This is a genomic window from Lysobacter sp. Soil_C_15 (assembly GCF_057657315.1).
In genome coordinates, this window is record NZ_JBDGIR010000004.1 from 223,918 (window position 1) to 239,080 (window position 15,163).

Below are 15,163 nucleotides of genomic sequence, written 5' to 3' on the forward strand. Positions count from 1 at the left end.
GCCGTCCCGGTGGGGTTTGGGGGCGCCATGATACCCTGAGCGACCTTTCTACTCCGTTCGTGTGACCCGATGCCGACCCTGCTGACCTCCGCCCAGACCCGTTTCCTGCGCGGACAGGCCCACGATCTCAAGGCCATGCTCCAGGTCGGCGGCAAGGGCGTGACGGATGCCTTGGTCGCCGAAATCGACCTGGCCCTGGAGCACCACGAGCTGATCAAGGTCAAGGTCGGCGCCGAGGACCGCGAGGCCCGCGACTCACTCATCGCTGAGATCGCCGAACGCACCGGCTCGGCCCTGGTCCAGCGCATCGGCCACACCGCCGTGCTGTACCGCCCGAGCAAGGAACGGCGCCAGATCGTGTTGCCGCGGGCCTGAAGGCCGGGAATCGGGAATGGGGTGAGGGAATCGGCAGAAGCCGGTTCTGCCCCCCCGTGTCGCCTCACGCCCTACCCGGCTTTGGTTTTGACGATTCCCCATTCCCGACTCCCCGTTCCCGACGCTCATGCTCCTCTCACTCGAAACCCCCGACCACGAGTTCTTCCTGCGCGGGGCCGACGGCCGGGTCGCGCTGGTCAACGACCGCCGGATCGAGCGCAGCTTCGTGCTGGCGCCGAACCGGCTGATCGAGGATTGGGCGGTCGGCGACGTGCGCACGCTGAGCATCGACGACCTCGCCCCCCTGCTCGAGCTGCAGCCGGAGCTGATCGTGCTCGGCTGCGGCGCCAGCCAGGCATTCCCGCCGCCGGCCACCCTGGCCGCCTGCCTGGGCCGCGGGATCGGCCTGGAAAGCATGACCAACGCCGCCGCCGCGCGGACCTTCAACGTGCTCGCCGGCGAAGGCCGACGGGTGGTCGCGGGCTTCGTCCTGGGCGCATAGGCCGGGCATGGCCCAGGGAAGGGAATCGGGCGCGCTCGGTCTTTCGCGCCGCCCGCTTGCGCCCTCCGGTCGCGCGCGCCTGGTCGTCTTGCTGCTCGCGCTGATGGCGGCGGTCGCCATGTCCCTGTCGCTGCGCCGCGACGGCAGCGACACGCCAGAGCAGCGCTACCAGGCCTGGCTGGCGCGCGGCCATCGCGCGCAGGCCGAGGCCTACCGCGCCTTTCTACGCACCCACGGCGTGGCCGACGTGCTGCCGCTGCGCCAGTTGCTGCGCAGCGGCCGGCACTGGCGCCGCTGCGGGGTCGACGAGTTCGTCGTGCCGCCGCGGACGCTGTGGGCGGCGACCGTGCCCAGCCTGCGCCTGATCCGCGAACTGCGTGCGCAGGGCTGGCTGAACGGAGCCACCGTGCAATCGGCCTATCGCGACGAGCGCTTCAACCGCTGCGAGGGCGGCAGCCGGCTGAGCCGCCATCGCCACGGCGGCGCCTACGACTTCGATCTCGCCGCCGACGCGCCGGTGCGGGCGTTGTGCGCGTTCTGGCGCCGGCGCGGCGCGGCGGCCGGCTTCGGCCTGGGCTTCTACGACCGCCGCCATATCCACCTCGACACCGCCGGCTTCCGCACCTGGGGCGGCGATTTCACGCGCGGGACCTCGCTCTGCCAGAGGCCGCCCCAGGGGGCGCCCCCGGATGGCGCCCCTGCGGCGCGCAGGCTATAACCGATCGCACTCGGCCGCCCCCCCGGCCGCGCATGGAGGCGCACGATGGACCCGTCCCCCGCCGCTGGCGACGAACGCGCGCCCCTGGACCGGCGCGAACGCGAATACCTGCGCGCCAAGCAGATCCTGCGTTGGCCGGCCTCGGTGTTCTTTTCGATGCCGTTGGCGTCCCTGGCCTGCTTCGTGCCGGGCTTCGTGTTCGAGCCGGAGATGCGCCAGTGGTGGGTGTTCGCGATGGTCGGCGCGGCGACGCTGTTCCTGTTCGTGTTCGCGCTGTCGATCTACTGCGACGAGATGGCCTTGCGCGAAGACGTCGCGGCCGGGGTCAAGCTGTGGCGCGACGGCCGCATCGACGGGGTGATGATCCGCGAGGACGGCGAAACCTGGCCGCCGATCTACCGCCTTTACATCGCCATTGACGGCAGCGCCATAGACGGCAGCGCCATTGACGGCAGCGCCCCTGACGGCAGTTCCATCGACGCCAATGCCGGCGATGGCGAAGGTGCGCAGCCGTTGCTCGGTTTTTCGGTGCCGGCGGGCTGTTACGACGCGGTCGGGCCCGGCGACCGCGTCCGCATCGCTTATTCGCCCAAGTCGCTGCGGCTGTTGAACCTGATCGCCGGCGATTACCGCTACGTCGCGGTGGACCGTCAGTACGATCCGCCTCCGCCGCGGCCGTGAGCGGCATGGCGTTCCTGCCAGCAAGCCCCTGTCGGCGGGACGTCACTTCGCCGGCAGATACAGCAACGGATCGACCGGCTTGGCGTTGTAGCGGACCTCGAAGTGCAGCATGTCGCGCGCGGCGCCGCTGCGGCCCATCTCGGCGATCTGGTCGCCGGCCTTGACCAGTTGGCCCTCGTTGACCAGGCGCTTGCGGTTGTGGCCGTAGGCCGACAGCCATTGTTCGTTGTGCTTGACGATGATCAGCTCGCCGTAGCCGACCAGGCCGGTGCCGGAATAGACCACGACGCCGTCGGCGGCCGCGCGCACCGGCGCGCCGCTGGCGCCGCCGATGTCGACGCCCTGCTTGGTCGGCTCGTTGGCGACGTAGCGGCCCAGCAGCGGACCGTCGGCCGGCCAGCGCCAGCGGATGCCGCTGCTGACCGGGGCCGCGGGCGTGGGCGCCGGCGCGCTGCGCGGCGGCGCGGCGCCGGCCGATGCGGAGGACGAGCCCGAGCCGCTGGTCGGCGCGCGGCCGCCCGGCGGATACAGGCGCAGGCGCTGGCCCGGATACAGGTTGTACGGCGCCGACAGGCCGTTCCAGGCCGCCAGGTCGCTCATCGCGATGCCGTGGTTGGTGGCGATGCGGTACAGGCCTTCGCCGCGCTGCACGGTGACGGTGGCGCCGTATTTCGGCGTCGACGGACGCGGCGACGGACGCGAGGCCGGCGGGCGCGCGCCGGGACGGCTGGAGCCGCCGCGCGAGGGTTCGCGGACGACCGTGCTCGAACAACCGATCAGGGCAAGCGTAGCCAACAAGCAGGCGGCCATCGCCAGGGTCGGGGTTCGGGTCGTCTCGCTCATGCTCGTCCTCTTGCTGCGCCTGGGTTCGCGCGCATTCGTTCCTGATTGCGGCCGCCGGCGACAGTGTCGCGTCCGGCGCGGCTTAGTGTTGTGAACGCCAGACCAGCCAGGCCACCGCCGCGGCCAGGAGCACCGTGGCGATCCAGCCGATCGGCTCGATGTAGCGCCGCAGCGTCGCCTCGGCGCGCTCACCGCCGAGGCGGATCGCCAGCGCCAGCAGGTACACGCGCTTGCCGCGGCCGATCAGCATGCTCAGCACGTATTGCAGCATAGGCACGCCGACGATGCCCGACGCCCAGGTGAACACCTTCATCGGGATCGGCATGAAGCCGCCCAGCACCAGGAAGAAGAACACCGCCCACGGCGACTCGGCCATCTTGGCCTGGACCGTGGCGATGCCCGACTCGATCGCCGGCAGCATGCCCAGCGCGGCGAACATCGGCTTGAGCGCCTCGAAAGCGTAGTGGCCGAGGAAATAGCCGACCAGGGCGCCGGCCATCGAGCCGACGATGCTCAAGGTGGCGAACCAGAACGCCCGCTTGGGCTGGGCCACCGACATCGGCGCCAGCATGACCTCGGGCATGATCGGGAAAATGATCGCCTCGACGAAGCTCAGGCCGGTCAGGTAGGCCGGCGCATGGCGGTGGCGGGCCCAGGTGATGGCGCGCTCGTAGAGCGGCCCGAAAATCTTCAGTGCCATAGTGGGTCGGCTGCGGGGGTCAGTCGATCATGCCCGACAACAGCGGCACGAACACCACCGGCGCGAGCGAGGTTTGGCTGAGGTTGCCGTCGGCGTCCTTGCGCAATTGCAGCAGCGATTGCGACGAGGCCGCGCCGACCGGCGCGATCAGGGTGCCGCCGGGGGCGAGCTGTTCGGTCAGCGCCTCGACCAGGGCCGGCGCCGCGGCGGTGACGATGATCGCGTCGAAGGGGCCGTTCTCGGGCCAGCCGATGCGGCCGTCGTCGTGCTTGCTGCGCACGTTCAGGCCGAGCTGGCGAAAACGCTTGCGCGCGGTGCGCAGCAGCTCGCCGATGCGCTCGACGGTATGCACTTCCAGCCCCAGCGCGGCCAGGATCGCGGCCTGGTAGCCCGAGCCGGTGCCGATCTCCAGCACTTTGGCCGGGACGCGTTCGGCCAGCAGGGCCTCGGTCATCCTCGCCACCACCCAGGGCTGGGAGATGGTCTGGCCGTGGCCGATCGGCAGCGCGGTGTCCTCGTAGGCGCGCATCGCCAGGGCTTCGTCGACGAACAGATGGCGCGGCACGGTGCGGATCGCGTTGAGTACGCGCTCGTCGCGGATCCCGGCCTCGCGCAGGCGCTCGACCAGGCGGTCGCGCACGCGCTGCGAGGTCAGGCCGCTGCCGATCGCCTCGGGCTGCAGGCGCATGCGCTGGATCATGCGCCGGGCTCCGCGGCGACGCCGGCCTCGGGCTCGAGCGCGGCGGCCAGGCCGCCGACCCAACTGGCGACCTGTTCCAGCGCCTGATAGCGGGTCAGGTCGACATGAATCGGGGTGATCGAGATGTTGCCGGTACGCACGGCGTGGAAATCGGTGCCGGCGCCGGCGTCGGCCTCGGGGCCGGCGGCGCCGATCCACCACCACTGGCGGCCGCGCGGATCCTGCTGCGGGATGCAGGCCTCGGCGCGATGGCGGTTGCCGAGCCGGGTGACCTCGAAGCCGGCGACCTCGCTCCAGGGCAGGTCCGGCACGTTGACGTTGAGGATGGTGTCGGCCGGCAGCGGGTCGGTGCGCAGGCGGGCGATGATCTCGACCGCGGCGCGGGCGGCGGTTTCGTAGTGACGGCCGACGTGGTCGGCGGTGGCCAGCGACATCGCCACCGCCGGCAGGCCGAGGAAGCGCCCTTCCATCGCCGCGGCGACGGTGCCGGAATAGATCACGTCGTCGCCCAGGTTGGCGGTGTTGTTGATCCCGGAGACGACGATGTCCGGCTCGACCTCGAGCATGCCGGTGATCGCCACGTGCACGCAGTCGGTGGGCGTGCCGTAGACGCGCCAGGTCGAATCGTCGATCTTGTTCACCCGCACCGGCATGTCCAGGGTCAGCGAATTGCTGGCGCCGGAACGGTCGCGGTCGGGGGCGACCACCAGCACTTCGTGACCGGCGTCGCGCAAGCCCTGGGCCAGGATGCGGATGCCCGGGGCGTCGACGCCGTCATCGTTGCTGACCAATACGCGCATGGGGATTCCGCGGTGAAAGGCTGAATCATACCCGATCCGGCACGGCGGTTCGGCCGGCCATTGGGCGGTAAGATGGCCGCCGTACGGTCTGAATGCAGGGCAAGGCATGCAGTACTGGGAACATATCGAGCGCGTGTTCCGCGCCCGATCGCTGGACGAAGTGAAATCGGCGACGACCGCCTATACCAAGGCGCTCGGGTTTCAGCATCATGGCTATGCGATGAAACTGCAGGAGCCCTCGCTCCTGCCCGGCCATGCCGCGGCCCCGGGCAACGACTTCTTCTTTTTCGAGGACTTCGCCAGCGACTGGTCCAAGACCTATCCGGCGCTGGCCGGGGCGCATGCCGAACGCACCGACCCGCGCATCATCCAGGCCCGCGAGGGCCTGCCGGCGGCGTCGTGGAACGCGCGCGGCGAAACCAGCTACGAGTTGCGCCCGCGCGTGTACCTGATGCAACGCACCCGCCGCACCCTGGAGATGGCCGGCGAACACGGCCTGCGCGGCGGCATCACCGTGCCGAGCTGGTCGCCGGGCATGCGCTGGTCGTTCATGACCTTCACCCACAACGCCCTGTTCGACCCGCGCGAGATGCTGCCGACCGTGGCCTCGGCGGTGTACTTCGTCAATTGCATGCAGGCCGCGATCGACCGCCTGCTGCGCCAGCGCCAGCCGTTGCCGACCGTGAGCGAACGCGAGCGCGAGGTGCTGCGCTGGTCGGCGATCGGCAAGACCTCGTGGGAGATCTCGATGATCCTGCGGATCAGCGAGCGCACGGTGAACTTCCACCTGCAGCAGGCCTCGCGCAAGCTCGGAGTCAAGGGCCGCCGCGCCGCCTGCGCGCGCGCCGTCGCGCTGGGCCTGATCACGCTGTGAAACCAGGGACGCAGGGGGGTTGAGTCCTCTTAACCCCCTCGGTCCGTGTTTTTTTCGGACCTGTCTGTTCTGACAGGCGCGGCGCCGGCGCCGCTGCGACGCATGCTGAACTGTGCCGATGCGGTGTCGCAGACGCAGCGGCGCTCAGGCGCGCCTGGGGGCTGTCCGGCGCGCGCCGCGCGCGGTTTTCCCCGGTGACGGCCCGATACCGACGGGTCGCAGGTCCCAAGGAAGGGCCGGGGCTTTTATCCTGTGGCCATGAGCCCGCCCCCCGACCGCCCCGACGACGACTCCGACGACGACGCCGCCCTGTTCCGGGCCGCGATCGGCGAGGTACGGCGCCTGCCCGACGCGCCGCCGCCGCCGGCCGCGCCCAAGCCGCGACCGCGCGCGCGCATGGCCGAGCGCGACGAAGCGCAGGCGCGCGAGGAGTTCCGCCACGCCCTGGAAGACAGCCTGCTGGAAGCCGGCGATGCGCTCAGCTATCGCCGCGACGAAGTGCCGCCGCGGGTATTCGCGCGCCTGCGCCGCGGCGAGATCTCGGCCCAGGAAGAATTGGACCTGCACGGCAGCGACGTGCGCGAGGCCGAGCAGTTGCTGCGCGCCTTCCTCCACGACGCGCGCGAGCACGGCCTGGGCTGCGTGCGCCTGATCCACGGCAAGGGACGCAGCGGCAGCGGCGGCGACTACGTCGACAGCCGCGGCGTGCCGGTGCTGAAGAATCTGGTCGACCGGATGCTGCGCCAGCGCGCCGACGTGCTGGCGTTCCACTCCGCGCCGCCCGCGCAAGGCGGCACCGGCGCGGTGCTGGTGCTGCTGGCGCCGCGCCGGCGTTGACAGGGACGCAGGGGGTTAAACGCGTTTGACCCCCTGCGTCCCTGGCGCATTCATTCGTCCCCGACGGACTCGCGCTGCGGCGGATTGACCCACACCACATCGATGCCGCGATTGCGCGCGATGCGCTCGATCGTGGCGATGTAGCGCTCGTCGCGCGACATCGGCGACGGCTCGCGCGGCGCGCTGGCCGGCTCGGCGTAAGCGCTCTTGGTCTGGGTGCCGGCGCAGGCGGCCAGACCCAGGATCGACAACGACAGGACGGCGACACGCACGGTAGCGTTCATGACCAGGCTCCCTGACGCGGTGGAGTCCGGTCCCGGTACGCCCGGCGGCCGGACGGCAACCGGCCCCTGCCGGCTGTCACTTCCGGCTTATACGCCGGCCGGACCGGCGTTCCAGTGCCTTCGGCTGCAAGCCGACGAGCGGTAGGCGCAGGGGTTGCGGCGGCGCGGCGCGCTCAGCCCGCGGCGCCAGAATGCAGTTCGCCGAGCTCGGCCAGGACCACGGTGGCGTAAGCGCCTGCGGGCAAAGCGAAGCACACTTCCAGCGCGCCGTCCTCGCACCAGCGCCAGCTCAGCGCGTCGGGGCGCAGGCGCAAGGCGCGACGCTCCTGCTCCATCCCGGCCGCCTCCAGCCCGGCGCGCAAGGCCAGCGCCTGCGGGTTGCCGAGCGCGCCCCGCTCCAGCGCAGCCACCTCGTCGCGGCTGCGCAGTTCGCCGCGCCCCCACAACGGTCCGCTGGGATGGATGTCGAAGGCCGCCAGGCGCTGAGCCAGGTCTTCGCTCCAGGGCTCCGGGCCGAACACGCTGCGGCTGCCGGCCAGGGCCCAGACCTCGCCCGCCAACGGCGCGCCGTCGCGCAGGCCGCTCCAGCTGCGGTCCAGCACCCGCGCGGCGAGCACGCGGTTGAACAGTTCCGAACGCGCCGCCGACAGCAACAGGCTGCGCTGCTCGCGCCGCACCCGTCGTCCGGCGAACATCGCCAGCGCGTTGGCGACGTTGTCGCCGTCGCGGCCGAAGCGCTGCTCGCCGAAGTAATTCGGCACGCCCTGCTCGCCGATCCCGCGCAGCCGCGCCTCGATCGCCTCGCGCTCGCCGACCGGCTCGCGCAGGGTCAGCACGAAGCGGTTGCCGGCCAAGGCGCCGCGCGGCAGCTTCTTGGCGTGCCACTGGCTGTCGAGCACGCGCAGTTCGTCGCTCTGCAGCGCGTCGAGATCGGGCGCGACCCGCTTCGGCAGGTGCACGCTGAAGCGCTGCACGGTGACCGCGTGGCGGTCCTTGAGCCCGGCGTAGCCGATCGCGACCTCGCCGACACCGGCCCAGGCGGCCAGGCGCTTGGCGGCGAAGGCGGTGTTCATGCCGCGCTTTTCGATCGTCAGCAGCAGGTGCTCGCCGCTGCCGCTGGCGGCGAAGCCCGGCAGTTCCTCGACCCGGAAGTCCTCCGGCCGCGCGCGCAGGCGCGCGCGCAGCACCGCCGCGCCGTGGGCGCGGGGCAGCGCCGGCTCCTCGACCGCGCCGGCTGCGGCATCGTCGCGCTCGCTCATGCCGCGACCAGCAGGCACACCGCCATCGCCGCGATGCCTTCGCGGCGGCCGGTGAAGCCGAGTTGTTCGCTGGTGGTGGCCTTGACGCTGACCGCGTCGACCGCGATGCCCAGGTCGGCGGCGATCGCCTCGCGCATCGCCTGCGCGTGCGGGCCGACCTTGGGCCGTTCGCAGACCACGGTGACGTCGGCATTGCCGACCCGGTAGCCGCGCTCGCCGATCAGCGCATTGCAATGGCGCAGGAACTGCCGGCTGTCGGCGCCGCGCCAGCGTTCGTCGCTGGGCGGAAAATGGCGGCCGATGTCGCCCAACGCCAGCGCGCCGAGCATGGCGTCGCACAGCGCGTGCAGGACCACGTCGCCGTCGGAGTGGGCCAGCACGCCGCGGTCGTGCGCCACGCGCACTCCGCCGAGCATGACGTGGTCGCCGTCGCCGAAGGCGTGGACGTCGTAGCCTTGGCCGATGCGGATGTTCATGGAAATTCCTGAGTTCGAGGAGTGAGCGAAGAGGAGTGAGGAGCGAGCGAATGCAGAGGTCAATAGGTCGAGAGCCGGTTCGCGCTTGTGCTCACTCCTCGCTGCTCTGCGCTCACTCCTCGGCGGTCAAGCTTTGCCCAGCAGGTACTCCGCCAACGCCAGATCCGCGGGCGTGGTGACCTTGAGATTGTCCTCGCGTCCCTCGACCAGACGCGGGCGCAGGCCGATGCGTTCCATCGCGCTGGCCTCGTCGGTGACGATCGCGCCGTCCGCAGCGGCCTGAGCCAGGGCCGCGGTCAAGACGCCGCGGCGGAAGGCCTGCGGGGTGAAGGCGCGCCACAGGCCGTCGCGCGGCTCGGTGGCGAGGATGCGGCCGTCGCCGGCGCGCTTGAGGGTATCGCGCAGCGGCGCGCCGAGAATGGCGCCGGCAGGGTCGGCCTGCGCCGCGGCGATCAGCGCGTCGAGGTCGGCGCCGCGCAGGTTCGGCCGCGCCGCATCGTGGACCAGCACCAGGGTGTCGTCGCCGAGCTGCGCCGGCAAGGCGCGCAGGCCGGCCAGCACCGAGTCGGCGCGCTCGCCGCCGCCGAGGCAACGCAGCACCGGCTTGCCGAGCAGTTCGCTCCAGCCCGGCCACAGGGCGTCGTCGGCCGCCAACGCGACCATCGCCCCGGCGACCCGCGGATGCGCGAGCAATGCGCGCAAAGCGTGCTCGATCAGCGGCTTGCCGGCGGCGTGCAGGTATTGCTTCGGGGTCGGACCGCCGAAGCGCTGGCCGCGGCCGGCGGCGGGAAGGACGGCCCAGATCATGCGTGCTGACTCGAAAAGGATCGGTACGGAGGGACGCTGCCGCCGGCGTCACTGCGCCGGCGACGGCTGCGGTTCCGGCGCCGGCAGTTCGCCCGGCGGCTCGTCGACCTGCTCTTCCAGGCTCGGCTCGGCGGAGTCGGCCGAATCGGCCGGCGCCGCGCCGCCCTGCACCGCATTCACCGCCGCGGCCGCGTTCGGCCCCGGCGCTTGCGGCTTGGCCTCGACCACCCGGTAGAAGGTTTCGCCGGGCTTGATCATGCCCAATTCGCTGCGCGCGCGTTCCTCGACCGCCGCCTCGCCGGACTTGAGGTCCTCGACTTCGGCGGCAAGGGCGGCGTTGCGCTGTTGCAGGCCCTGGTTCTCGCGGCTCTGGCCGTCGACCTGGGCCTGCAGCGCGGCGACGCTGCCGCCGCGCCCGCCGCCGGCCCACCACAGCCGGTACTGCAGGAGGGCGAGCAGCGCCAGCAGCGCCACCACCGAGACCCGCACCCAGCGCATGCCCCCGCCTCCCGTCGCGATCAGCGGCGCAGCGACACGAACGCGTCGCGGCCGGCGTAGCGGGCGGCCGCGCCGAGCTGCTCTTCGATGCGCAGCAGCTGGTTGTACTTGGCGACGCGGTCGCTGCGGCACAGCGAGCCGGTCTTGATCTGGGTCGCGGTGGTGGCGACCGAGATGTCGGCGATGGTGGTGTCCTCGGTTTCGCCGGAACGGTGCGAGACCACGGCCGCGTACTGGGCGGCATCGGCCATCGCGATCGCTTCCAGGGTCTCGGTCAGGGTGCCGATCTGGTTGACCTTGATCAGGATGGCGTTGGCCACGCGCTGGTCGATGCCTTCCTTGAAGATCTTCGGGTTGGTCACGAACAGATCGTCGCCGACCAGCTGCACCTTGTTGCCGATCTTCTCGGTCAGCAGCTTCCAGCCGGCCCAGTCGTCCTCGGCCATGCCGTCTTCGATGGTCACGATCGGGTACTGCGCGGCCCAGTTGGCCAGGAAGTCGACGAACTGCTCGCTGGTCAGGCGCTTGCCCTCGCCCACCAGGTGGTACTTGCCGTTGTCGAAGAATTCGGTGGAGGCGACGTCGAGGCCGAGCAGGATGTCCTCGCCGGCCTTGTAGCCGGCCTTGCCGATCGCCTCGAGGATGGTTTCCAGCGCTTCCTCGTTGCTGCGCAGGTCGGGGGCGAAACCGCCCTCGTCGCCGACCGCGGTGCTGAGGCCGCGGCCCTTGAGCACCGACTTCAGCGCATGGAACACCTCGGCGCCGGCGCGCAGCGCCTCGGCGAAATTGCTCACGCCCACCGGCAGGATCATGAACTCCTGCAGGTCGACGTTGTTGTCGGCGTGGGCGCCGCCGTTGATGATGTTCATCATCGGCACCGGCAGCACCGGCGCGCGGTCGCCGGCCAGCGACTTCCATAGCGGCAGCTTCTTCGAAGCGGCCAGCGCATGCGCATTGGCCATCGACACACCGAGCAGCGCGTTGGCGCCGAGGCGGGCTTTGTTCTCGGTGCCGTCGAGGTCGATCATGCGCTTGTCCAGCGCGGCCTGATCGCCCGCGTCCATGCCCTTCAGGGCCTGGGCGATGACGGTGTTGACGTTCTCCACCGCCTTGCGCACGCCCTTGCCCAGGTAACGGGTCTTGTCGCCGTCGCGCAGCTCGATCGCCTCCTTGCTGCCGGTCGAGGCGCCGGACGGGACCATCGCGCGGCCGAAGCTGCCGTCGGCGAGGGTGACTTCGGCTTCCAGGGTCGGGTTGCCGCGGCTGTCGAGGATTTCGCGGGCGTGGATCGATTGGATGGAGGTCATGGGATCAGGGCGTCTGAGGAGAAAGATGGGCTTGAATTTGGCTGAGACGGGCTCGAGTCCCCGACTGGCCGTCCAGTTTGAACGAGCCGCGCAGAGGAAGGATGCTGTTGTCCGCGATCGCGGGAAGATCAGCGAAGATCAAGTAGTCGGCGCCCGCTTGCAGCTGCAGACCGCAGCTGTCTGCAGCGTCTCGCAGCAAGGCGGTCGGCGGCAGTTTGCCTTTTAGGTTGAGTAGCGGGGAAAAATCTGCGAACACGGCTCGCGAGCCGACCGGCGCGAAAAATTGAGCATCGCCGGGCACGCCAGGCACTGGCGTTTCAGCTTGATCTTGATCGGTTGAGGCGATCCCTTTCACCCGGGCGATGAACACCAGCGCGGAGGATTCGGCGAGCGCCATCGGCGTCGGCGCGTCGACATCACTAGGCAGTTTGCACGCTAGCGCCGGTTGGCTGCCCAAGGCAACGAGTGCCAGCAGCGATGCAACAGCTCGCCCGATCATGCCTCTGCCCCGGTCGGGCGAGTACCCGCGCTTCCCCGCTTACAGCCGATCACGACCGACCGATGCGACTGATCGATGCGAGCGTGGATACAGCTCAGGGAGAACGTACTCATATAGCGGGACGGACAGTCGCAAGAGGAACGGTTGGGACGAACGATAGCCGAGATGCGGGTGCACCGGGAGCGCGGTCGCGAAAACTGGGCCGCCGGTTCATAGCCTTGGCAGCCCCGGAAACGCAACGGCCCAGGCGACCGGACCAGCGTTCCGGGCAAAGACCAAGGAACCAGGGCCGCGACGCCACCATCGTCAGAAATCCTGCTCCAGGAACCCGTTCTTCTTGGTGATCCGGTCGAGCTCGACCAGGGTCTCCAGCAGGCCGCGCATCTTCGGCAGCGGCACCGCATTGGGGCCGTCGGACAAGGCTTCCGCCGGGCGCGGATGGGTTTCCATGAACACGCCGGAGACGCCGACCGCGATCGCCGCGCGCGCCAGCACCGGGACGAATTCGCGCTGGCCGCCGGACTTGCCGTCCATGCCGCCGGGCAACTGCACCGAATGGGTCGCGTCGAACACTACCGGGCAGCCGGTGTCGCGCATCACCGCCAGCGAGCGCATGTCGCTGACCAGGTTGTTGTAGCCGAAGCTGGCGCCGCGTTCGCAGGCCATGATCTGCTGGTTGCCGGTGGCCTGGGCCTTGGCGGTGACGTGCTTCATTTCCCACGGCGACAGGAACTGGCCCTTCTTGATGTTGACCGGCTTGCCGGCGCGGGCCACGTTCTGGATGAAATCGGTCTGCCGGCACAGGAAGGCCGGGGTCTGCAGCACGTCGACCACCGAGGCGACCTCGGCCATCGGCGTGTACTCGTGCACGTCGGTCAGCACCGGCACGCCGATCTGGCGCTTGACCTCGGCCAGCACCTTCAAGCCCTCTTCCAGGCCGGGGCCGCGGAAGCTGGTGGCCGAGGTGCGGTTGGCCTTGTCGAAGCTGGACTTGAAGATGAACGGAATGCCCAGCGCGGAGGTGATCTCCTTGAGCTGGCCGGCGACGTCGAGCTGCAACTGCATCGATTCGATCACGCAGGGACCGGCGATCAGGAAGAACGGCTGGTCCAGGCCTACGTCAAAACCGCAGAGTTTCATGCTTGAGTTCCGGTTGCGTTCGTGGGTCGATCAGATGGCGGCCGAAGCCGGCGCCGGCAAGGCCGGCGCATGCGTCGCGCCGGCCGTCGTTCACGGCGGACTTACTGCTTGACCTCGCGCAGCAGCTTGCCGCCGGCCTTGGCTTCGCGCGCGGCGCGGACGAAGCCGACGAACAGCGGGTGGCCGTCGCGCGGAGTGGAGAGGAACTCCGGGTGCGCCTGGCAGGCCAGGAACCACGGGTGCGCGCTGCGCGGCAGCTCGACCATCTCCACCAGCAGGTCGTCCATCGACTTGGCCGAAATGACCAGGCCGGCGTCCTCCAGCTGGGTGCGGTAGCGGTTGTTGAACTCGTAGCGGTGGCGGTGACGCTCGCCGACCACGTCCTTGCCGTACAGCTCGCGCGCCAGGGTGCCGGGCTTGATCCGCTGGTCCTGCAGGCCCAGGCGCATGGTGCCGCCGAGGTCGCTGGCTTCGCTGCGGCGTTCGATCTCGCCGGTGGCGGTGCGCCATTCGGTGATCAGGCCGATCACCGGATGCGGGCTATTCTTGTCGTTCTCGGTGCTGTTGGCGTGTTCCAGGCCGACCACGTGGCGGGCGTAGTCCACTACCGCCGCCTGCATGCCGTAGCAGATGCCGAAGTACGGCACCTTGTGCTCGCGCGCGTAACGGGCGGTGGCGACCTTGCCTTCGAAGCCGCGGTCGCCGAAGCCGCCGGGCACCAGGATGCCGTCGACGCCCTGCAGCGGCTCGACGCCGTCGCGCTCGATCTCGCTGGATTCCAGCCACTTCAGGTTGACCTTGGTGCGCTGGCGCAGGCCGCCGTGCTTGAGCGCCTCGGCCAGCGACTTGTACGCGTCCTGATGGTCGATGTACTTGCCGACCACCGCGATGGTGACCTCGTCGACCGGATGGGTGCTGGCGTCGACGACTTCGTTCCACTCGTTAAGGTCGGCCGGGCCGGCCTGGATGCGCAGGCGGTCGAGGACGATCGCGTCCAGGCCCTGCTCGTGGAACCACTGCGGCAGCTTGTAGATGTTGTCCAGGTCGACGGCCGAGATGACCGCCTTTTCCGGCACGTTGGTGAACAAGGCGATCTTGCGCCGCTCGCTGTCCGGCAGCGGCTGCTCGCTGCGGCACAGCAGCACGTCGGGCTGGATGCCGATCGAGCGCAGTTCCTTTACCGAGTGCTGGGTCGGCTTGGTCTTGAGTTCGCCGGCGGCGGCGATGAACGGCACCAGGGTCAGGTGCATGAACAACGCGTGCTCGGGGCCGCGCTCGGTGCGCAACTGGCGGATCGCCTCCAGGAACGGCAGCGACTCGATGTCGCCGACGGTGCCGCCGACCTCGACCAGGGCCACGTCGAAGCCTTCGGTGGCCTCGACGATGCAGCGCTTGATCTCGTCGGTGATGTGCGGGATCACCTGCACGGTGCCGCCGAGGTAGTCGCCGCGGCGCTCCTTGCGGATCACGTTCTCGTAGATCCGGCCGGTGGTGATCGAATTCTTGCGGCTGAGCCGGGTGCGCAGGTAGCGCTCGTAGTGCCCCAGGTCCAGGTCGGTCTCGGCGCCGTCGTCGGTGACGTAGACCTCACCGTGCTGGAACGGGCTCATCGTGCCCGGATCGACGTTGATGTAGGGGTCGAGCTTCATCATCGTCACGCGCAGCCCGCGCGCTTCGAGGATGGCCGCCAACGAGGCCGCCGCGATGCCCTTGCCAAGCGAGGACACCACGCCGCCGGTGACGAAAATCAGGGGAGTCATGGATTTTGCAGCCGCTGGAAAGCCGTAGTTTACCGACAGTCGGGTCGAGCCGCACGGCTTGACAGTGCGCACGGACCGTTCCAGACCCCGCAACCCCTTGCCG

At 70.1% G+C, this 15,163-nt stretch carries 19 protein-coding genes; 6 read left to right on the forward strand and 13 right to left on the reverse strand.

Annotation, left to right across the window (positions count from 1 at the left end; translation table 11 throughout):
* Positions 1-69: 69 nt before the first annotated feature.
* The 4 genes from yhbY to AC3A57_RS11405 all read left to right on the forward strand — a co-directional run bounded on the left by yhbY (position 70) and on the right by AC3A57_RS11405 (position 2,276).
* Positions 70-375: a ribosome assembly RNA-binding protein YhbY gene (yhbY, locus tag AC3A57_RS11390; protein WP_221671782.1), complete on the forward strand. Its 306-nt coding sequence runs from the start codon at positions 70-72 to the stop codon at positions 373-375.
* 127 nt (positions 376-502) lie between these two features.
* Positions 503-877 carry an Mth938-like domain-containing protein gene (locus tag AC3A57_RS11395; RefSeq protein WP_336131374.1) on the forward strand — a complete coding sequence of 125 codons (375 nt, stop codon included), beginning with the start codon at positions 503-505 and terminating at the stop codon, positions 875-877.
* A gap of 118 nt (positions 878-995) precedes the next feature.
* On the forward strand, positions 996-1,595 hold the full coding sequence (locus AC3A57_RS11400; RefSeq protein ID WP_487579032.1) for a D-Ala-D-Ala carboxypeptidase family metallohydrolase: 600 nt from the start codon (positions 996-998) through the stop codon (positions 1,593-1,595).
* A 45-nt stretch (positions 1,596-1,640) separates the two neighbouring features.
* On the forward strand, positions 1,641-2,276 hold the full coding sequence (locus AC3A57_RS11405) for a hypothetical protein (protein ID WP_487579033.1): 636 nt from the start codon (positions 1,641-1,643) through the stop codon (positions 2,274-2,276).
* Between the two features lie 42 nt (positions 2,277-2,318).
* Here the strand turns inward: AC3A57_RS11405 and AC3A57_RS11410 are convergent, their stop codons facing one another.
* From AC3A57_RS11410 to surE, 4 genes are all read right to left on the reverse strand, one after another.
* Positions 2,319-3,119 carry a peptidoglycan DD-metalloendopeptidase family protein gene (locus AC3A57_RS11410; protein WP_487579034.1) on the reverse strand — a complete coding sequence of 267 codons (801 nt, stop codon included), beginning with the start codon at positions 3,117-3,119 and terminating at the stop codon, positions 2,319-2,321.
* A gap of 82 nt (positions 3,120-3,201) precedes the next feature.
* A complete protein-coding gene (locus AC3A57_RS11415; RefSeq protein ID WP_221673628.1) occupies positions 3,202-3,813 on the reverse strand; it encodes a YqaA family protein in 612 nt (203 codons plus the stop codon).
* A gap of 25 nt (positions 3,814-3,838) precedes the next feature.
* Positions 3,839-4,519 (reverse strand): protein-L-isoaspartate(D-aspartate) O-methyltransferase, encoded by a 681-nt coding sequence (locus AC3A57_RS11420; RefSeq protein WP_487579035.1) that lies wholly within the window; start codon positions 4,517-4,519, stop codon positions 3,839-3,841.
* The gene (gene surE / locus AC3A57_RS11425; protein ID WP_221671775.1) at positions 4,516-5,319 is read right to left on the reverse strand and encodes a 5'/3'-nucleotidase SurE; all 804 of its coding nucleotides are present in this window, start codon (positions 5,317-5,319) and stop codon (positions 4,516-4,518) included. Before surE ends, AC3A57_RS11420 begins: the two co-directional genes overlap by 4 nt.
* A 106-nt stretch (positions 5,320-5,425) precedes the next feature.
* Between surE and AC3A57_RS11430 the strand changes: the two genes are divergently transcribed.
* Together AC3A57_RS11430 and AC3A57_RS11435 are read left to right on the forward strand one after the other, a co-directional pair.
* Positions 5,426-6,193, forward strand: a complete 768-nt coding sequence (locus tag AC3A57_RS11430) for a helix-turn-helix transcriptional regulator (protein ID WP_487579036.1) — start codon at positions 5,426-5,428, stop codon at positions 6,191-6,193.
* Positions 6,194-6,451: 258 nt separating this feature from the next.
* Entirely contained in the window at positions 6,452-7,030 is a 579-nt protein-coding gene (locus tag AC3A57_RS11435) for a Smr/MutS family protein (protein WP_487579037.1), read from the forward strand.
* A gap of 50 nt (positions 7,031-7,080) precedes the next feature.
* Here the strand turns inward: AC3A57_RS11435 and AC3A57_RS11440 are convergent, their stop codons facing one another.
* From AC3A57_RS11440 to pyrG, 9 genes are all read right to left on the reverse strand, one after another.
* A complete protein-coding gene (locus AC3A57_RS11440) occupies positions 7,081-7,314 on the reverse strand; it encodes a hypothetical protein (protein WP_487579038.1) in 234 nt (77 codons plus the stop codon).
* A 173-nt stretch (positions 7,315-7,487) separates the two neighbouring features.
* Complete coding sequence (truD, locus tag AC3A57_RS11445) at positions 7,488-8,573, reverse strand: tRNA pseudouridine(13) synthase TruD (protein WP_487579039.1); 1,086 nt, start codon at positions 8,571-8,573, stop codon at positions 7,488-7,490.
* A complete protein-coding gene (ispF, locus tag AC3A57_RS11450; RefSeq protein ID WP_487579235.1) occupies positions 8,570-9,055 on the reverse strand; it encodes a 2-C-methyl-D-erythritol 2,4-cyclodiphosphate synthase in 486 nt (161 codons plus the stop codon). Before ispF ends, truD begins: the two co-directional genes overlap by 4 nt.
* Positions 9,056-9,175: 120 nt before the next feature.
* Positions 9,176-9,856, reverse strand: a complete 681-nt coding sequence (gene ispD / locus AC3A57_RS11455) for a 2-C-methyl-D-erythritol 4-phosphate cytidylyltransferase (RefSeq protein WP_487579040.1) — start codon at positions 9,854-9,856, stop codon at positions 9,176-9,178.
* Positions 9,857-9,904: 48 nt separating this feature from the next.
* Positions 9,905-10,354: a cell division protein FtsB gene (gene ftsB / locus AC3A57_RS11460; RefSeq protein WP_487579041.1), complete on the reverse strand. Its 450-nt coding sequence runs from the start codon at positions 10,352-10,354 to the stop codon at positions 9,905-9,907.
* Between the two features lie 20 nt (positions 10,355-10,374).
* Positions 10,375-11,661, reverse strand: a complete 1,287-nt coding sequence (eno, locus tag AC3A57_RS11465) for a phosphopyruvate hydratase (protein ID WP_487579042.1) — start codon at positions 11,659-11,661, stop codon at positions 10,375-10,377.
* Between the two features lie 4 nt (positions 11,662-11,665).
* Entirely contained in the window at positions 11,666-12,058 is a 393-nt protein-coding gene (locus AC3A57_RS11470; protein WP_487579043.1) for a hypothetical protein, read from the reverse strand.
* A 408-nt stretch (positions 12,059-12,466) separates the two neighbouring features.
* Positions 12,467-13,300, reverse strand: coding sequence for a 3-deoxy-8-phosphooctulonate synthase (gene kdsA, locus AC3A57_RS11475; RefSeq protein WP_064748616.1), 834 nt, complete (start codon positions 13,298-13,300; stop codon positions 12,467-12,469).
* 101 nt (positions 13,301-13,401) lie between these two features.
* Positions 13,402-15,060, reverse strand: a complete 1,659-nt coding sequence (pyrG, locus tag AC3A57_RS11480; protein WP_487579044.1) for a CTP synthase — start codon at positions 15,058-15,060, stop codon at positions 13,402-13,404.
* Between the last annotated feature and the right edge of the window lie 103 nt (positions 15,061-15,163).

Bases quoted from the DNA above. Each gene is read 5' to 3' on its own strand.
- yhbY (WP_221671782.1), top strand. From the start codon at position 70: ATGCCGACCCTGCTGACCTCCGCCCAGACCCGTTTCCTGCGCGGACAG.
- AC3A57_RS11395 (WP_336131374.1), top strand. From the start codon at position 503: ATGCTCCTCTCACTCGAAACCCCCGACCACGAGTTCTTCCTGCGCGGG.
- AC3A57_RS11400 (WP_487579032.1), top strand. From the start codon at position 996: ATGTCCCTGTCGCTGCGCCGCGACGGCAGCGACACGCCAGAGCAGCGC.
- AC3A57_RS11405 (WP_487579033.1), top strand. From the start codon at position 1,641: ATGGACCCGTCCCCCGCCGCTGGCGACGAACGCGCGCCCCTGGACCGG.
- AC3A57_RS11410 (WP_487579034.1), bottom strand. From the start codon at position 3,119: ATGAGCGAGACGACCCGAACCCCGACCCTGGCGATGGCCGCCTGCTTG.
- AC3A57_RS11420 (WP_487579035.1), bottom strand. From the start codon at position 4,519: ATGATCCAGCGCATGCGCCTGCAGCCCGAGGCGATCGGCAGCGGCCTG.
- surE (WP_221671775.1), bottom strand. From the start codon at position 5,319: ATGCGCGTATTGGTCAGCAACGATGACGGCGTCGACGCCCCGGGCATC.
- AC3A57_RS11430 (WP_487579036.1), top strand. From the start codon at position 5,426: ATGCAGTACTGGGAACATATCGAGCGCGTGTTCCGCGCCCGATCGCTG.
- AC3A57_RS11435 (WP_487579037.1), top strand. From the start codon at position 6,452: ATGAGCCCGCCCCCCGACCGCCCCGACGACGACTCCGACGACGACGCC.
- AC3A57_RS11440 (WP_487579038.1), bottom strand. From the start codon at position 7,314: ATGAACGCTACCGTGCGTGTCGCCGTCCTGTCGTTGTCGATCCTGGGT.
- truD (WP_487579039.1), bottom strand. From the start codon at position 8,573: ATGAGCGAGCGCGACGATGCCGCAGCCGGCGCGGTCGAGGAGCCGGCG.
- ispD (WP_487579040.1), bottom strand. From the start codon at position 9,856: ATGATCTGGGCCGTCCTTCCCGCCGCCGGCCGCGGCCAGCGCTTCGGC.
- ftsB (WP_487579041.1), bottom strand. From the start codon at position 10,354: ATGCGCTGGGTGCGGGTCTCGGTGGTGGCGCTGCTGGCGCTGCTCGCC.
- eno (WP_487579042.1), bottom strand. From the start codon at position 11,661: ATGACCTCCATCCAATCGATCCACGCCCGCGAAATCCTCGACAGCCGC.
- AC3A57_RS11470 (WP_487579043.1), bottom strand. From the start codon at position 12,058: ATGGCGCTCGCCGAATCCTCCGCGCTGGTGTTCATCGCCCGGGTGAAA.
- kdsA (WP_064748616.1), bottom strand. From the start codon at position 13,300: ATGAAACTCTGCGGTTTTGACGTAGGCCTGGACCAGCCGTTCTTCCTG.
- pyrG (WP_487579044.1), bottom strand. From the start codon at position 15,060: ATGACTCCCCTGATTTTCGTCACCGGCGGCGTGGTGTCCTCGCTTGGC.